At 54.8% G+C, this 13378-nt stretch carries 9 protein-coding genes and 3 pseudogenes; 4 read left to right on the forward strand and 8 right to left on the reverse strand.

The window, feature by feature from the left end:
• Positions 1 to 458 (forward strand): annotated as a pseudogene (locus tag ACVWXZ_RS13600) (hypothetical protein); the annotation flags it as partial.
• 35 nt (positions 459 to 493) lie between these two features.
• Here the strand turns inward: ACVWXZ_RS13600 and ACVWXZ_RS13605 are convergent.
• Positions 494 to 724: a DUF2555 domain-containing protein gene (locus tag ACVWXZ_RS13605; protein WP_457385214.1), complete on the reverse strand. Its 231-nt coding sequence runs from the start codon at positions 722 to 724 to the stop codon at positions 494 to 496.
• A 236-nt stretch (positions 725 to 960) separates the two neighbouring features.
• On the opposite strand from ACVWXZ_RS13605, the gene ACVWXZ_RS13610 reads away from it, so the two are divergent.
• Entirely contained in the window at positions 961 to 2739 is a 1779-nt protein-coding gene (locus tag ACVWXZ_RS13610; protein WP_457403987.1) for a flavin reductase, read from the forward strand.
• Here ACVWXZ_RS13610 and ACVWXZ_RS13615 read toward each other — a convergent pair.
• The 4 genes and pseudogenes from ACVWXZ_RS13615 to apcD form a co-directional block, all read right to left on the reverse strand.
• Positions 2717 to 3289, reverse strand: a pseudogene (locus tag ACVWXZ_RS13615) (Uma2 family endonuclease). The gene ACVWXZ_RS13610 and the pseudogene ACVWXZ_RS13615 overlap by 23 nt on opposite strands.
• A 293-nt stretch (positions 3290 to 3582) precedes the next feature.
• Positions 3583 to 4983, reverse strand: a complete 1401-nt coding sequence (locus ACVWXZ_RS13620; RefSeq protein ID WP_457387765.1) for a chlorophyll a/b binding light-harvesting protein — start codon at positions 4981 to 4983, stop codon at positions 3583 to 3585.
• Positions 4984 to 5022: 39 nt separating this feature from the next.
• On the reverse strand, positions 5023 to 5508 hold the full coding sequence (locus tag ACVWXZ_RS13625; protein ID WP_099812041.1) for an allophycocyanin subunit beta: 486 nt from the start codon (positions 5506 to 5508) through the stop codon (positions 5023 to 5025).
• A gap of 267 nt (positions 5509 to 5775) precedes the next feature.
• The gene (gene apcD / locus ACVWXZ_RS13630; protein WP_099812040.1) at positions 5776 to 6249 is read right to left on the reverse strand and encodes an allophycocyanin subunit alpha-B; all 474 of its coding nucleotides are present in this window, start codon (positions 6247 to 6249) and stop codon (positions 5776 to 5778) included.
• A gap of 331 nt (positions 6250 to 6580) precedes the next feature.
• Between apcD and rpsU the strand changes: the two are divergent.
• Positions 6581 to 6724, forward strand: a pseudogene (gene rpsU, locus ACVWXZ_RS13635) (30S ribosomal protein S21).
• Here the strand turns inward: rpsU and ACVWXZ_RS13640 are convergent.
• The gene (locus ACVWXZ_RS13640; RefSeq protein WP_457482639.1) at positions 6721 to 10464 is read right to left on the reverse strand and encodes a PAS domain S-box protein; all 3744 of its coding nucleotides are present in this window, start codon (positions 10462 to 10464) and stop codon (positions 6721 to 6723) included. The pseudogene rpsU and the gene ACVWXZ_RS13640 sit on opposite strands and share 4 nt — an antisense overlap.
• 249 nt (positions 10465 to 10713) lie before the next feature.
• On the opposite strand from ACVWXZ_RS13640, the gene ACVWXZ_RS13645 reads away from it, so the two are divergent.
• A complete protein-coding gene (locus ACVWXZ_RS13645) occupies positions 10714 to 11907 on the forward strand; it encodes an RNA-guided endonuclease InsQ/TnpB family protein (RefSeq protein ID WP_457482640.1) in 1194 nt (397 codons plus the stop codon).
• Between the two features lie 18 nt (positions 11908 to 11925).
• Here ACVWXZ_RS13645 and ACVWXZ_RS13650 read toward each other — a convergent pair whose 3' ends face one another.
• Both ACVWXZ_RS13650 and ACVWXZ_RS13655 read right to left on the reverse strand, forming a co-directional pair.
• Entirely contained in the window at positions 11926 to 12513 is a 588-nt protein-coding gene (locus ACVWXZ_RS13650; protein WP_457482641.1) for a hypothetical protein, read from the reverse strand.
• A 93-nt stretch (positions 12514 to 12606) separates the two neighbouring features.
• On the reverse strand, positions 12607 to 13221 hold the full coding sequence (locus ACVWXZ_RS13655; RefSeq protein WP_414350202.1) for a Uma2 family endonuclease: 615 nt from the start codon (positions 13219 to 13221) through the stop codon (positions 12607 to 12609).
• Positions 13222 to 13378: the final 157 nt, after the last annotated feature.

The raw sequence follows: 13378 nt of genomic DNA on the forward strand, positions 1-13378 counted from the left end.
AGTCCATCCAAGAAAGCCGCGCCCAGTCTGCCGAGGAGAACGCCGCCCGTCTGCGGGAAATCGAGGAGCTGCGTCAGTCCATCCAAGAAAGCCGCGCCCAGTCTGCCGAGGAGAACGCCGCCCGTCTGCGGGAAATCGAGGAGCTGCGTCAGTCCATCCAAGAAAGCCGCGCCGAATTTGCCGAACAAGCTGCTGCCCAAGCTCAAAGCCTGCGAGAGCTACAGCAAGTTGTCAGCGAGACCCGCTCTGACTTAGCTCACCTTGCCGAGTGGGCAGAGGAAGTGACTCAAGCTCTGGTTACCCTCACCGCTCTACAACGAGAGCACGAACGCGCCATTCAGGCCATCAACCAACGGCAGGCGGAAACGGATCAGAGGTTCAACGTTCTCCTTGAAGAAGTGCGCTATCTGATTCGCCGGCAAGGCTCTGACGGAAATCCTCCCCCCTCGTTGCCCTGAGCACTGGGATCCCTTTAAGAACTGCAAGGACAGCCCTAATCTTCATCCACTTCCCACTCCAACAGATGTGCATAAGGGGCCACCAAGTCGGGGGCGTAAAAGGCGATGGCTCGAAGGGCATGCCAGTCTTCCAAGCAGCCAAAGACGGTCGGATACTCATTGCGCTCCAACCGCTCTGCAATTGCCGCCACCTCAGCTTCGGTAAACTGGCGGGGATCCATCCCCTTGGTAGGGGCCTCCACTTTGGACTTGGATCGGGCAGACATAGGCAGCCTGAACACGCTACAAGCCGATCTTAGCCTCTTCCTTTTTGCCCGGCCGACTTTGAAAAAACTTGACACACTCCCCACCTCAATCGCTTGCTTCTTGCGCAGTTGTGAGGACGGGGCCTCAGACTTAACTTTTGGGCAAGCCGGGCCGTGGGCTCCCAAACTCTGAAAAGGGATCCCCATTCCTCCAGTTTCGTGGCAAGGTGAGGACAGATACCGCATCGGAGGCTGCTATGGAGAGCAAGATCCCCGCCCGCGATGTCCAAGTTGCCCTTATCGGCCCGTCCACGTTGGTTCTCCGCTCCCGCACCTGGGATCGCCTGAAGTTTGAGCTGGAATACGCTCGGCAACGGGGCACCACTGCCAATAGCTACCTCATCCAGGCCCGCCAAACCCTTCTCATCGATCCTCCGGGGGAATCGTTCACCAGCATCTTTTTAGAAGAGCTGGCCCAACACCAGTACCTACAGCGGTTGGACTTTATTTTGCTCAGCCACGTCAACTTTAACCGCATTGCCACTCTCAAGGCCCTATTGCCTCTGGCTCCCTATGCGATGGTGCTCTGCTCCAAGCCGGGATCCATTACGCTACGGGCTGCCTTTGAAGAGATGGATCCCTTGCCCCGCAGTCGCGACGAAGAAGAAGCCGCCGATCTGGGCATTTTCTACAATGGCGACCAGTCTTTCCGTTTGCGGGTCATCCGGGATGGGGATCGCCTGGATCTGGGGGAAGGGCATGAGTTGCACTTTCGCACCGTGCCCACGCCCCGCCACCCCGATGCCCTCTGTACCTACGATCCGGCCACCGGGATCCTCTACACCGATAAGCTGTTCGGCGCCCATGTGTGCGATGAGCAAGTTTTTGACGAACATTGGCGGCAGCTTAGCGAAGACCGTCGCTACTACTTCGACTGTTTGCACCGCAACCAATTGCCCCAGGTGAAGGCAGCCCTGGCCAAGTTGGAAGAATTTCCCGCCCAAATCTATGCCCCTGCCCACGGCCCCTTGGTGCGCCACAGCCTGCGGCGGTTGCGGTTGGACTACCACACTTGGTGCGAAGAGGATCCCGGCGAGCAGCGGGTAGCTCTCCTATACACTTCCGCTTACGGGAATACAGGTTTGATGGCCATGGCCATAGCCCAAGGGTTGGAGCGGGCCGGCGTTAAGGTGGAGCGGATCAACTGCGAATGGTCCACCCCGGAAGAGATCGCCCAAGCTCTGGAGCGCTGCCAGGGGTTTGTTATCGGATCCCCGACCTTGGCTGGCCATCCCCCGGTGCAAATTCAAACCGCCCTCGGCATCATCCTTTCTTCGGTTCCCACCACCCGATTGGCCGGGGTTTTTGGCTCCTACGGCTGGAGCGGAGAAGCGGTGGATCTCATCGAGAGTAAGTTGCTCAATGCCGGCTTTTCTCTGGGGTTTGAGACGATCCGCGCCAAGTTTAAGCCCACCCCTGAAATCCTAGAAGCCTGTCAAGAGGCGGGATCCCAGTTTGCTCAGGCCCTGCGCAAAGCCAAACGAGCCCGCGCCCCTCGCCAAACCAGCAGCGAAACTCAGGCGGATCGGGTTGGGCAAGCCCTGAGCCGGGTGGTGGGATCCCTGTGTGTAGTCACCGCCCTGCAAGGAGAGACCCGCCGCGGCTTCCTCACCTGGTCGGTGGCCCAGGCCAGCTTCAATCCGCCGGGGCTAACCCTGTCGGTGAACAAGGAACAAGAAGCCGAATTGCTGACCTATCCCCAGGCCCCCTTTGTGCTCAACATCTTGCGGGAAGGCAAGGGCAGCAACTTGCAACGGCACTTTCAGCGGCCCCAGCGCCCTGGAGAAGATCGCTTTGCCGGCTTGGCCACGGCCACTGCCGAAAATGGCTGCCCCATTTTGTTGGATGCCTTAGCTTACCTGGAGTGCCGTGTGAAAACTTGGATGGACTGCGGGGATCGCTACCTGGTCTATGCCGAGGTGGAACGGGGCAAGGTGCTGGATCCCACGGGGGTTACGGCCATGCGGCGGGGGTAGTGTATTGGAGAACAAAGATTTGTTGTGGAGTCAATGCTAACTGGATCCCGTCGATCACCTTGAGCTGACGATCTGCTCGGCAAATTTCCGGCTCTTGTTGAGGGGCAAATATCAAAACAGAGTAATCGTCTAAATCCACCATCCACCCTAATTTGCTGCCGTGCTTTAGGCAATGCAGGATATTATCGGTTACACGGCTTACCCTTCGACCCGGCGAAAGAATTTCGATAATTCAGTCGGGTGCTGCGGTGAAGTCATCCTCTGGCTCGCCTGTTTCACTGAGGCGAGTTCGATCCCACGCAATTACGGCAATATCGGGAACAATGGAACGACCGGCAAAAGTGCATCGCAATTCGGGTAGGGCAGTATAGTCGGTGGTGCTGCCGTCAACCTCAGCCACGAGGCGTTTTTGCAAAATGGAATGGCGGACTTTGGGCAGCGGTTTTTGAATGGCAACTCCATCCACGTACTCCCATGCCGGAGAATCTTCTATGTGAGGCAACTTGAGGAAGTCTTCAAGAGTGAGAGCCAAATCTAGGCGAGTTGTCATAGGTTTAGGCAAAGCCCCCCGGATCCCTGCCAGTAATGTATCCCAAAGCGAGGGGAAGAAGTGGAATTAAAATTGCGGCAATTCGGGTAGATGTAGCGTAAAAGTCGTCCAACCGGCAGAGCTGCTGACTTCGAGGGATCCCCTCAGTTGATCCACCATTTGTTTCACCAAGGCCAAGTCTAGATCGGTACTCCCTTCCTTAGCCCACACTGCGGAGCCCTAGCAAAGCAAAAAGCCCCCAGGCAGGGTAATCACCTCTCCTGAGGGCCAAACCCCCTCAAATCCCAGGTAGGTTAAGCCTGAACTCTGCTCGGCTCGTAGAAGACTTTGGGCAGAGATCGAGCAAACTTCGAGAAATCAGCCCTTGACTTGCGCGAACCATAATCTGCCTTTAAGTCAGAACGATTGAAAGCTATCTTCTCTCTTGCGGGCTCGTAGAAGATCCACCTCCTAAGGGTGTAGTTCACTTCATAGAGAGTTTGCCGAACGCCGTTTATCAACGATAGAGATCTGGAGCTGGGAGCCTTTGGCGGCTGATACCAGTAGATATCCTCGGGAGATACAGATAGAGGCTCTGGACCTGCAAAGGGCGGCTCGTAAAAAGTTGCAAAGTCAGGCTGAGGTCGGCACTGAAATTGAACCTGATACACCGACTGAGAGGTCATTTCCTGCCGACTCTGCTGCCAAAGCTGCAGCATCTTGCCGACATCAAATCCCATCGCTCGCTGAAAATGCCACAGGGATCCTTGTAGAAAAAAGAAGGCTAAGTAGAAGTGAGCATTCGCCAGCCAAACCCTTGAGGAGTAGTTCCACGCTCCCGTTTGATTTGGATCGAAGTAGTAAGGAGTAAAGGCGGATTTCAGCTCCAGGGTGGGGCCGTAAAACTCCACCGGGTAGGCCAGCGAGTTAAACCCACAGTAGTAAGAAGCCGCAAAACCGGCTAGGGCGATGCCGAATAGAGAGTAGGAGAGGATCCCATCTGCTGAGAAGAGAAAGCGAGCTTTAACCCACTCAAACGGCGGAACCAGGATATGCCACACCCCTCCCAACAAGAGAAGAGCTCCCACATAGATATGGCCCCCCACCAAGTCTTCCAAATTATTGACATCAAACAGGTGGGTGCGGTAGTTCCAAAGGGTGGCAAAGTCCAAAGTTGGAGCCGTAACCAGGCGTACCTGACCGGTGTTGGCGTCATACAGCCCCCCGAACACCATCGCCTTGGCCACCAACAATAGGGATCCCAGGCCCAAAATCAGTAGGTGGTGCCCCAAAATCACTCCCAACGTTTTGGCATCATCCCAAGTGAAGTGAAACTTGGCAGCCCTGCCGAATTCCATATCTAAGCTGGGGGGAAGTTGGGTTTGGTGGAAGTAGGCTCCTCCAGCCAACACGCCGGCAGCCACCAGGTGAATTGAGGCAATGGCCACATAGGGAAAGGTATTGACGATCTGGCCACCGGGGCCAACCCCCCACCCCAATGTGGCCAAGTGGGGCAGCAAAATCAGCCCTTGCTCGTACATGGGCCGCTCTGGCGAGAACTTGGCCAGCTCAAACAAGGTAAAGCCCCCCGCCCAAGCCATGATCAAGGCCGCATGGGCCACATGCGCCACGATAAAAGTATTAGAGAGGTTCATCAATCGAGCGTTACCTGACCACCAGGGGTAGCCCGATGGGTGCATCTTTTTGGCATTCATAGATAGCTCCTCAGTGAGCCCTCAAAAATACAGGCACGTTTAGCTCAGACCGGCAATGATATGGTCAAGATAAACGGCCATTTCTTGACTTGCCTCTGTGTCGAGACTTTCGGTCAGGACCTCTTTCATGGCATTGAGGGCCTGAATGACGCGATCGATGGGAACGCCGAGGGTGATGTAAGTTTCTTTTAAACCCTGCAACACGCGCTCATCCAAAATTGAGGGATCGGCAGCCAACATGGCGTAGGTGGCATAGCGTAGAAAATAGGTCAGGTCCCGCAAGCAAGCCGCGTAGCGCCGAGTAGGGTACATATTGCCCCCCGGTAGGGTAATATCCCCGTAGAGCAAGCTCTTGGCAACCGTTTTGCTGATAATGCTGCTGGCGCTGGAGCTGATGGTTTTGGCCGCCTTGACGCGCATGTTGCCACTCTGGAAATAGCGATTTAATTGTTCCAGAGCTGCGGCATCTAAGTAAGAGCCTTTCTCATCGGCGGGGTTAATCAGGGAAGTGATGGTATCTTTCATGGATTTTTCTCCTCTAAGCACTAGTAGGGACTGATTTCTTGAGGCAATTGGGCAAATGCTGTTCGCGTTAGCGGGACGGAGTCCTTGCACCGCTTGCTCAGGCATTGCCTGTGAGAACTCTTATGGATTGCAACTTAAGACAACTTCACAGCTTGCAGGTCAAGCTCGCAAAGCCAGCCGAAACCTCAAGCTCACAGAGGCAGGAGTAGCGCGCCTCAACTCTAAAACTGAGCGAGAGGGCAGCGATTTGTCTATCCATTCATCGATTCAAAAAGCGCGAATCAGTCGATCAAAGTAGGGGGCAGCTAGAGCCATCTCCTCTGAAGAAAGAATGCCGGCAGCTACCTCTTTTAGGCAGCTCATCGCCACCCGCAGGTTGGGTAGCGGCACGCCCAAAGAGATGTACATTTCTCGCATGCCGTTCAAGCCGATATCTTCCAGCGGCTTATCGTTGCCTGCCAAGATGCAATAGCTAACCAAGCGGATATACCAGCCTTGATCTCGTTGACAGAGGGCAGTTTTTTGAGGGTTGCCCTTATTGCTGGGGGTGTTGGGGCATTTGGCCCAAAACCGTTTGCTGCCTTCCTGGACAATTTTTTGCTCGTTCTCTGCTAACTTTTGGGCGGCTCGGATGCGAACTTGACCCTTGCTGAAGAAATCCTCTAGCTTGGCGATCTCGGCACTGCTGAGGAAGCGATCAGCCGCGTCCGACTGCGCGATGACTTGGGCAACAATGCTCATAGGTTTTTGGCAAGGAACACTCTACAGGTAACAAAGTAAGCCAGATCCTCAAGAACCGAAATCACTTATTAAGAAAAAGTTGTGAATTGAAACTTACTTGCAACAAATCCTCTCTGCCTCGCGTCTTCGGCAGCGTGACCAGATTGAGAAGGTTGGGTTGGCGGCCAATCCAGATCCCGGATACGACAGCAACCCTCAGAATACTCAGCCTCTATCTCTTCTGGCCGAGATGAGCATCTGTGTTGGGAACTATTTCCGTATCTGTTGCTACAGAACTTACAATAAGACGGGCTGTGCAGAGGTACCGGGGGAGAGAACCCCTAAGGTAGGGATCAAATCGGCGCTGCGCCGCTTTAAGGGCTAAGTTTCTGAGGCAGGAATCTTGCCAGATCTGCGTAACCATCGCTACTTTGAAACCAACCTGGAAAAGCGCAAGCGCAAAGCAGGAGTCCCCAGGGATCCGCTCAACCTTTAAAACTGGGGCAGAGGGGGCAGGTGGAGCGTGAAAGTTGTCCAGCCGGCGGCGCTGCTGACCTCGATGGATCCCCTCAGTTGATCCACCATTTGTTTCACCAAAGCCAAGCCCAGACCGGTGCCCCCTTCTTTCCAAGGATCATGGCTGGGGATCCGGTAAAAGCGCTCGAAAATGCGGGTGAGTTCCTCAGCCGGGATCTCTTGGCTATTCCTGACTTGGATGCGAGTTCGGTTGGCCTCAACCCTGACTTCTAGGCGGATGGATCCCTGGCCGGGGGTGTATTTCACCGCGTTGTGCAGGAGCTCCCGCAGGATGCGTCCCAACAGCAAGGGATCCGTCGTGAGGGTGCTCTCCAGAGGGACACTGGCTTGAAAGGTTTGCCCTTTGGCGCGGGCCTGCTCTTCGGCAATGGCTAACAGATCCCCTAGCAGCTCCCGCCAGGTGAGGGTTTGCACACTTAGAGCGTAGGTCCCGGACTGCAACCGCTGCAGATCCAACAGGTCGTTGATGAGCTCGATTTCCCGCTGGCATTCTCGCTCTGCAATGGCTAAGTATTGAGCTCGTTTCTCCCCAGTGGGAGCCATCTGCAACATTTTCAGGGCCATTTTCATGCTGGTTAGAGGAGTGCGCAGCTCGTGGCTGACAGTGCTGATGAAATCGTCTTTCAAGCGGTTGAGGCGCTCCAGGGCTTGCACCTGCTCTTGGGCAGCTCGGAATAGGCGCGCCTGCCTTAGGCCGATAGCACATTGATTGGCCACTTGAGCTACGAGATTCATTTCCTGCTCATCAAAACTTTCCTCGCTGCTGCGAAAAACCCACAGATCCCCCAAGACTTGCTCCCCATCCCGCAGAGGGCAGACCAAGACTGATCCTTGGCGGGGGGCGTCAGGAAGTAAACAATGGTCAGGAAGTAAACAAAATATGCAGGGCTCTCCTCGCAACAACTGGGCGTAGAGATCTGGATATTGGGCAAAGGGAATACAAGTATGCAAGGCCGACCCCAAGCGAGGACAATACTCGTAGCTGATGGTGGAAAGGGTGAGATCGGCGTTGTAAAGGCCAATATCGCAGCCATCTGCATTTAGGTTTTCTCCCAGCTCGCGCAGAGCGGTGTTGAGAATTTCAGCTTCATCCAGAGAGTCGCGCACCCGGTCAGTGATGCGTTTCAGCAGGGCCTCAAATTGCAGGGATCGCTGCAACTCAGAGGTGCGTTGCCGAACCTTTTCTTCCAAGGTTTGATTGAGGGCTTGCAGTTGTTCATATAACTGGGCCTGTTGCAACGCGATGGCTAATTGATCGCTCAGCTCTTGTAAAAGCCGGATTTCCCACTCTTGCCAAGGGCGGCTGGATTGGCAGTGCTGTGCCACCAGAAGGTCCCAGAGATCCTCTCCCCGCCGAATTGGGATCACCAAGTTGGCTTGGGCCTGGAAAGATTCCAAGAGCTCCCGATAGCAAGGATCCAAATTGGCCGTCGCCACGTTGGCTATGGCTTGCACAAAGCCCTCTTGGTACTTGCGGTAGCAAGGATCCTGGCGAAGGCAAGCATCCCACACCCGGCGGCCCAAGTGGCTGGGCCAGGGATCCGCCACCGACTCAGCAGCTACAAACCCCCCTACACCTTCCTGCAACTGATAGATCATCACCCGATCCACCTGGAAAACCTCTCGCACTTCTGCAACAGTGGTTTGCAAGATAGATTGCAAATCCAAATCCTGACGGATGCGTCGCAGCAAAGCTCCAAGCAGCCGCTCCCGCTCTGCTTCTTTCAGCAACAGATCTTGGGCTTGTTTGAGGGGCGTTATGTCCACAGCGATGCCGCAAACGGCGTAAGGAGACCCCTGCTGATCCCGCAGGGCAAGCTTGGTGACCCACTGGGTCAATCTCTTGCCATCGCGGAAAAAGGTTCGCTCGTAGCTGACAGGATGCGGAGATTGCAGGACTTTTTGATCCTGATCTCGAAATTCTAGAGCCTCTTCTGATGCGAACAGCTCACTATCCAACTTTCCAATGAGCTCTTCTGCCTTGCAGCCTCTCTGTTGTAGATAAGTCTTGTTTACATGAAGATAGCGCCCTTCCAGATCTTTGAGAAAGATAGAAAAAGGGATCCCGTCCAGAATAGCCCTAAGCCGAGCTTCGCTTTCTTGTAGAGCCAGCTCTGCTTCTTTCTGCTCCGTAATATCTTCGGTAATGCCAACAATACGGATAACCTCTTGCTGTTCGTTCAAGATGGGTCGGCAAGAAGTACGCAGCCAGCGCAGCCTGCCATCCCGATGGAAAAGGCGGTAGGTGATCTGCTGGGCTTCTTGAGTGGCTCGGGCGGCCGCCTGCAGTACCCTTGGCAGATCTTCGAAATGGATCCTGTCTTTCCAGAGATCTGGCTTGCGGCGAAACTCTTCTGCTGTGTAACTCCAGATCTTCTCGCTTTGGGGGCTTTTGTAGAGAGACTGGCTCAAGTCTGCAGAATACACAAAGAAAACCACCGGTACAGCCTCTGCAATTTCTCGGAAGCGGGCTTCGCTCTCTCGCAAAGCCAGTTCCACCTGCTTTTGTTGGGTGATATCGCGGGTACTGGAAACGATCCCTTGCACAGAGGGATCCTCCAAAAGATTGGTGCAGAGGCTCTCCAGCCACACCCACTGGCCATCGGCGTGTTGGGCCCGGTAAATAAAGCTGAGTGTCTCGCCAGGTCGAGCCTTGAGTTGCTCAAGAGCATTAGCAACGTTCTGCCGATCCTCGGGGTGAACCCAATCCAAGGGTACGGCCTCTCCCTGATTGGGAGCACGCCCCAAAATTTTCTCAGCAGCCGGAGGATTTAAGGTATGCAGCAGACCTTGGGCATCGATCCGACACAAAATGTCGTGGCTGTTGTTGAGGAAGGCGCGAAAACGCTCTTCTTGTTCCCACACCTCCTGTTCCAGCCGCTTTTGTTCGGTGATATCTAGGACAATGCCGAGAAGTCCCAAACCTTTAGACTGATCCTGAAGCTTTACAGCGAAGCGATAGGTGTAGCGCTCCTGGCCTTGAATCATTTCCTTACCTTCGAATTGGCAAAACCCTTGCCGCTCTAGATCGGCTAGAACTTGAGAGGTGTACTCCAGCCAGTGGGGATGTTGCTGAGCCACCTCCTCCAGAGAAGTGCCCAGCAGATCGCCAAACCAGGCGCGGTCGGTGGCATTTTGCAAAATTAGCACTCCCTGGGGATCCCTGGCCCACACCGCCAATGGCAGGGCGTCCAACAAGGTGCGCAGTTGGGCTTCCCGCAGCCGCAGGTTTTCTTCCAACTGTTTCTTCTCGGTAATGTCTCGGCCCACCCCGCGAATGAACTGCAAGCGGCCCCGCCGGTCAAAAATGCCTTGGTTGATCCACTCAAACCACCGCACCTGCCCCGCTGCATCCGATACCCTGCCAACTCGGGTGAAGGTAGGCTGCTGAGGGGTGAGCTGGGCTATCTTTTGCTGCGCCTGCTCCTGCTCTTCTGCCAGCAGCACGTCGATCCAGCGCCTGCCCCGCCAATCCCCCAAGATTTTCTGGCAAGCTTCGTTACATTCCACCACCGTCGTATCTGCACGCGCCAGCATGATGACATCGGGAAAACCCACCTGATCCCGCTGCAGCCAGCGCCTTTGCCAGTACATCACCACGGCCAGTGAGGATCCCCAAAGGAGCAGCCAAAGCCATCCGGGCAGAGTGTTCCAGTTGAGTAAGGTAAGCAGGTTGACCAGATCCCAGGAGGCGCTCATGAAGGTTGTCGATTAAGTTAAGTTTAGAGAGTGTCGAGGAGTACACTGCTTTTGGGTAGTATTTCTAACCCAGGATCAAGCACTGTGCCAACAATTCCCCATCTCCCCGAAAAGGAGAGCAAAGTTTGAGTCTACTGGAACGGTGGGGCAGTATCCTCGAAAAGGGGGCTTTCAGCTAGAAATCGCAGGAGCCCCGCACTGTACCCGTAGGGTCAGTGTCGGGAGGAATGCGGAAGTTATGATAGAACCATGACCCACGTCCTGACCGTCCCCTGCAAGCTCAAGGTGTCCCCGTCGCAAGCCGCCAAATTGGACGCGACAATGGATGCCTTTGTGCAGGCGTTGAACTGGGTCAACCAAAACACACCAGAAAAAGTAGTCAACGCAGTCAAACTCCAGTCCCTTTGCTATTACCAGATTCGCGCTCGGTTTGGCTTGTCCAGTAACTTGGCTCAGCAGGTCTGCAGACGGCTGGCCGGTGCCCGTAAAGTTGCCCGACAGAAAAACCGTCCGGTCAAAGCGTTCAAGAGAGGCTTTGCGACCTACGATGCCCGTATCTTTTCGTTTCGCGAGAAAGACTGGACGGTGTCGCTGACCACGGTGGAGGGTCGGGAGCGCTTTGAGCTGGCGATTGGCCGTTACCAGAGAGAACAGTTGGCAGGCTCCAATCCCAAATCTGCCACTCTGGTCAAGCGCAAAGACGGTTCCTACTCCATTCAAATCTGTGTGGAAACGGAACCGTGCCCACCGCAACGCACGGATAGAGTGCTGGGGGTGGATTTGGGAAGGACGGATATTGCCCATACGTCAGAAGGGGATAACTGGAATGGACAGCAGTTGAACCGAATCCGAGACCACTACTCCAAGCTGAGGGCGGTACTCCAACGTAAAGCCAGTAAGGGCACCCGCAGTTCGCGGCGCAGATGCAGAGAACTGTTGCAACGGCTGTCTGGCAAGGAGAGACGCTTTCAAACGTGGGTCAATCATCGCATCTCCAAAGCTATTGTCTCTAGGGCAAAAGCTACCAACAGCGCTATTGCTCTGGAAGACCTGACAGGGATCCGGGAAAGGGTCAATCAACAGCCGCGCAGCAAAGCCGAGCGGCGCAGGGCCAACAGTTGGGCGTTCTACCAACTACGTCAGTTTCTGGAATACAAGGCGAGGGTTGCAGGGGTTTCTCTGATTCTTGTTCCGCCTGCTTATACCTCGCAGACCTGTCACCGGTGTTTGCACATCCATCCCGACCCTGCGCAATCCTATCGCAGTGGAAAGAAGTTTAAGTGTGGGCACTGTGGATGGGAAGGAGATGCGGACTTGAATGGTGCAAACGTAATTGCGCTCTTGGGGGCTGCCGTAAACCAGCCTGGAGGTCCGGGCTTGTTTTGTTCTCTGGTAGAGCAGAGCAGGCCCAGGGCTACTGAAAGCCCGCTCCGTACCGCTTAGCGGTCGGAGCCGGGTAGTTTACGGTGAAGAGTTGTTTCTTAGATTTCCTGAGTGTTCGGATAGATAGTTCTGAATCCAGCGCACCAGCCGCTGAGAGAGCACGAAAGCTTCTGGTTCGTCCCCTTTGATGCCGACTTGGCTGCTAAAGCAGGCGATGACCTCCTCGTTCAGCTCCGGTTTAGAAGGATCGCTGCGAAACTGCAGCCGCACTTGGCTTTGGACCTGAAAACTCTCTTGAGCTTGGTTATCCAAAACTTCCTGACCCACTCGATGCAGCCGCACTCCTTGCAACTGAGCCAAGGGATAGGAAAACACCTGCTGCCGCCAAAAGCCCCAAGGGCCACCCAGCCGGGTCAAGGTCACCCGTTGGCTTTGGCAATCTAGATTCAGGATCTGCCCCAACCCCCAAGGGATCCCAGCCCACAGGCCCATCCCCACAGCCACCAACCCCCACAGCGGCGAACGGGCCCACAGTTGGGATCCCAAAATTAGCAGCACCAAGCCCCCTGCCGCCCGCCAAGCCAGTTGCTGGGAAGTGAACCGTTGTAGGGCAATGCGCAGCCGTTTGGGATTGCGCTCCAGAACCTGCGGATAGACCGGTGCCATGAAATGGGATCCCACTGCTTAGGCTAGCTTAACAGGGGTTGCTTTTCCCTAGGCGCTGAAGGCGTCTTATCCGTACATTGCGTTGGTGAAAAACTACAACTCCGGCTCGGCAAAAAACTCTGATAAATCCAGCGCAAATCCAGGGATCACCTCTCCACCTTCCAGGATGTCGCCGGGTTTCTTCAATGCTTCAGGCTCAGGCCGGCGATAGACCAGAACGTATTTCTCTTCAGGATGAATGATCCAGACCAGCCGGGATCCATTCTCAAAATACTCAACGAGCCTATCATGGATCTCTCCAACGGTGTTGGCATCGGAGAGAACTTCTACAGCCAAGTCTGGGGATCCCTCAATATAACCCCTTGGGATCCCGCCCAGAGATTGCAGTCGTTCTTTGGAAAAAAAAGAACAATCCGGAGAGCGGCGATTACCGGATTTCATTTTGAAGGAAGTATCGGAATCGAAGGTAAATCCAATCCTTTGACTGCGAACGTACGAGCCTAGAATGATGTGAATCAAACTTACGTAGTACCCATGCTTTGCGCCTGCCGAGCCCACAGTAACCAGTTCTCCGTTCACAACCTCATAGCGATTGCCATCCTCCGGTAAAGCCATAAACTCTTCGTCAGTCCAAATTTTTCGAGAAGCTGCCGGAGAACTATCAGCAGGTGCCTCGGCCAATTTTTCTCTTTCCAAAACCTCGACCATCATGACCTCCGCAATGAAAAACGGCTAAACCAACCAAGGGAGCCGGTCTGGGGTCAACACATCGTAAACTACCCGACCCTGACTGCTTCGCAGTACAGGGCGGGCTTTCGGTAGCCCTGCAGTTGGCAAGCCAACCACGAACCTCTAGGCTGGTTTA

Source organism: Thermostichus sp. MS-CIW-38, from assembly GCF_054058415.1.

Coding starts and splice junctions, on each gene's coding strand:
- ACVWXZ_RS13645 (WP_457482640.1), top strand. CDS start 10,714: ATGACCCACGTCCTGACCGTCCCCTGCAAGCTCAAGGTGTCCCCGTCG.
- ACVWXZ_RS13605 (WP_457385214.1), bottom strand. CDS start 724: ATGTCTGCCCGATCCAAGTCCAAAGTGGAGGCCCCTACCAAGGGGATG.
- ACVWXZ_RS13655 (WP_414350202.1), bottom strand. CDS start 13,221: ATGGTCGAGGTTTTGGAAAGAGAAAAATTGGCCGAGGCACCTGCTGAT.
- ACVWXZ_RS13640 (WP_457482639.1), bottom strand. CDS start 10,464: ATGAGCGCCTCCTGGGATCTGGTCAACCTGCTTACCTTACTCAACTGG.
- ACVWXZ_RS13650 (WP_457482641.1), bottom strand. CDS start 12,513: ATGGCACCGGTCTATCCGCAGGTTCTGGAGCGCAATCCCAAACGGCTG.
- apcD (WP_099812040.1), bottom strand. CDS start 6,249: ATGAGCATTGTTGCCCAAGTCATCGCGCAGTCGGACGCGGCTGATCGC.
- ACVWXZ_RS13620 (WP_457387765.1), bottom strand. CDS start 4,983: ATGAATGCCAAAAAGATGCACCCATCGGGCTACCCCTGGTGGTCAGGT.
- ACVWXZ_RS13625 (WP_099812041.1), bottom strand. CDS start 5,508: ATGAAAGATACCATCACTTCCCTGATTAACCCCGCCGATGAGAAAGGC.
- ACVWXZ_RS13610 (WP_457403987.1), top strand. CDS start 961: ATGGAGAGCAAGATCCCCGCCCGCGATGTCCAAGTTGCCCTTATCGGC.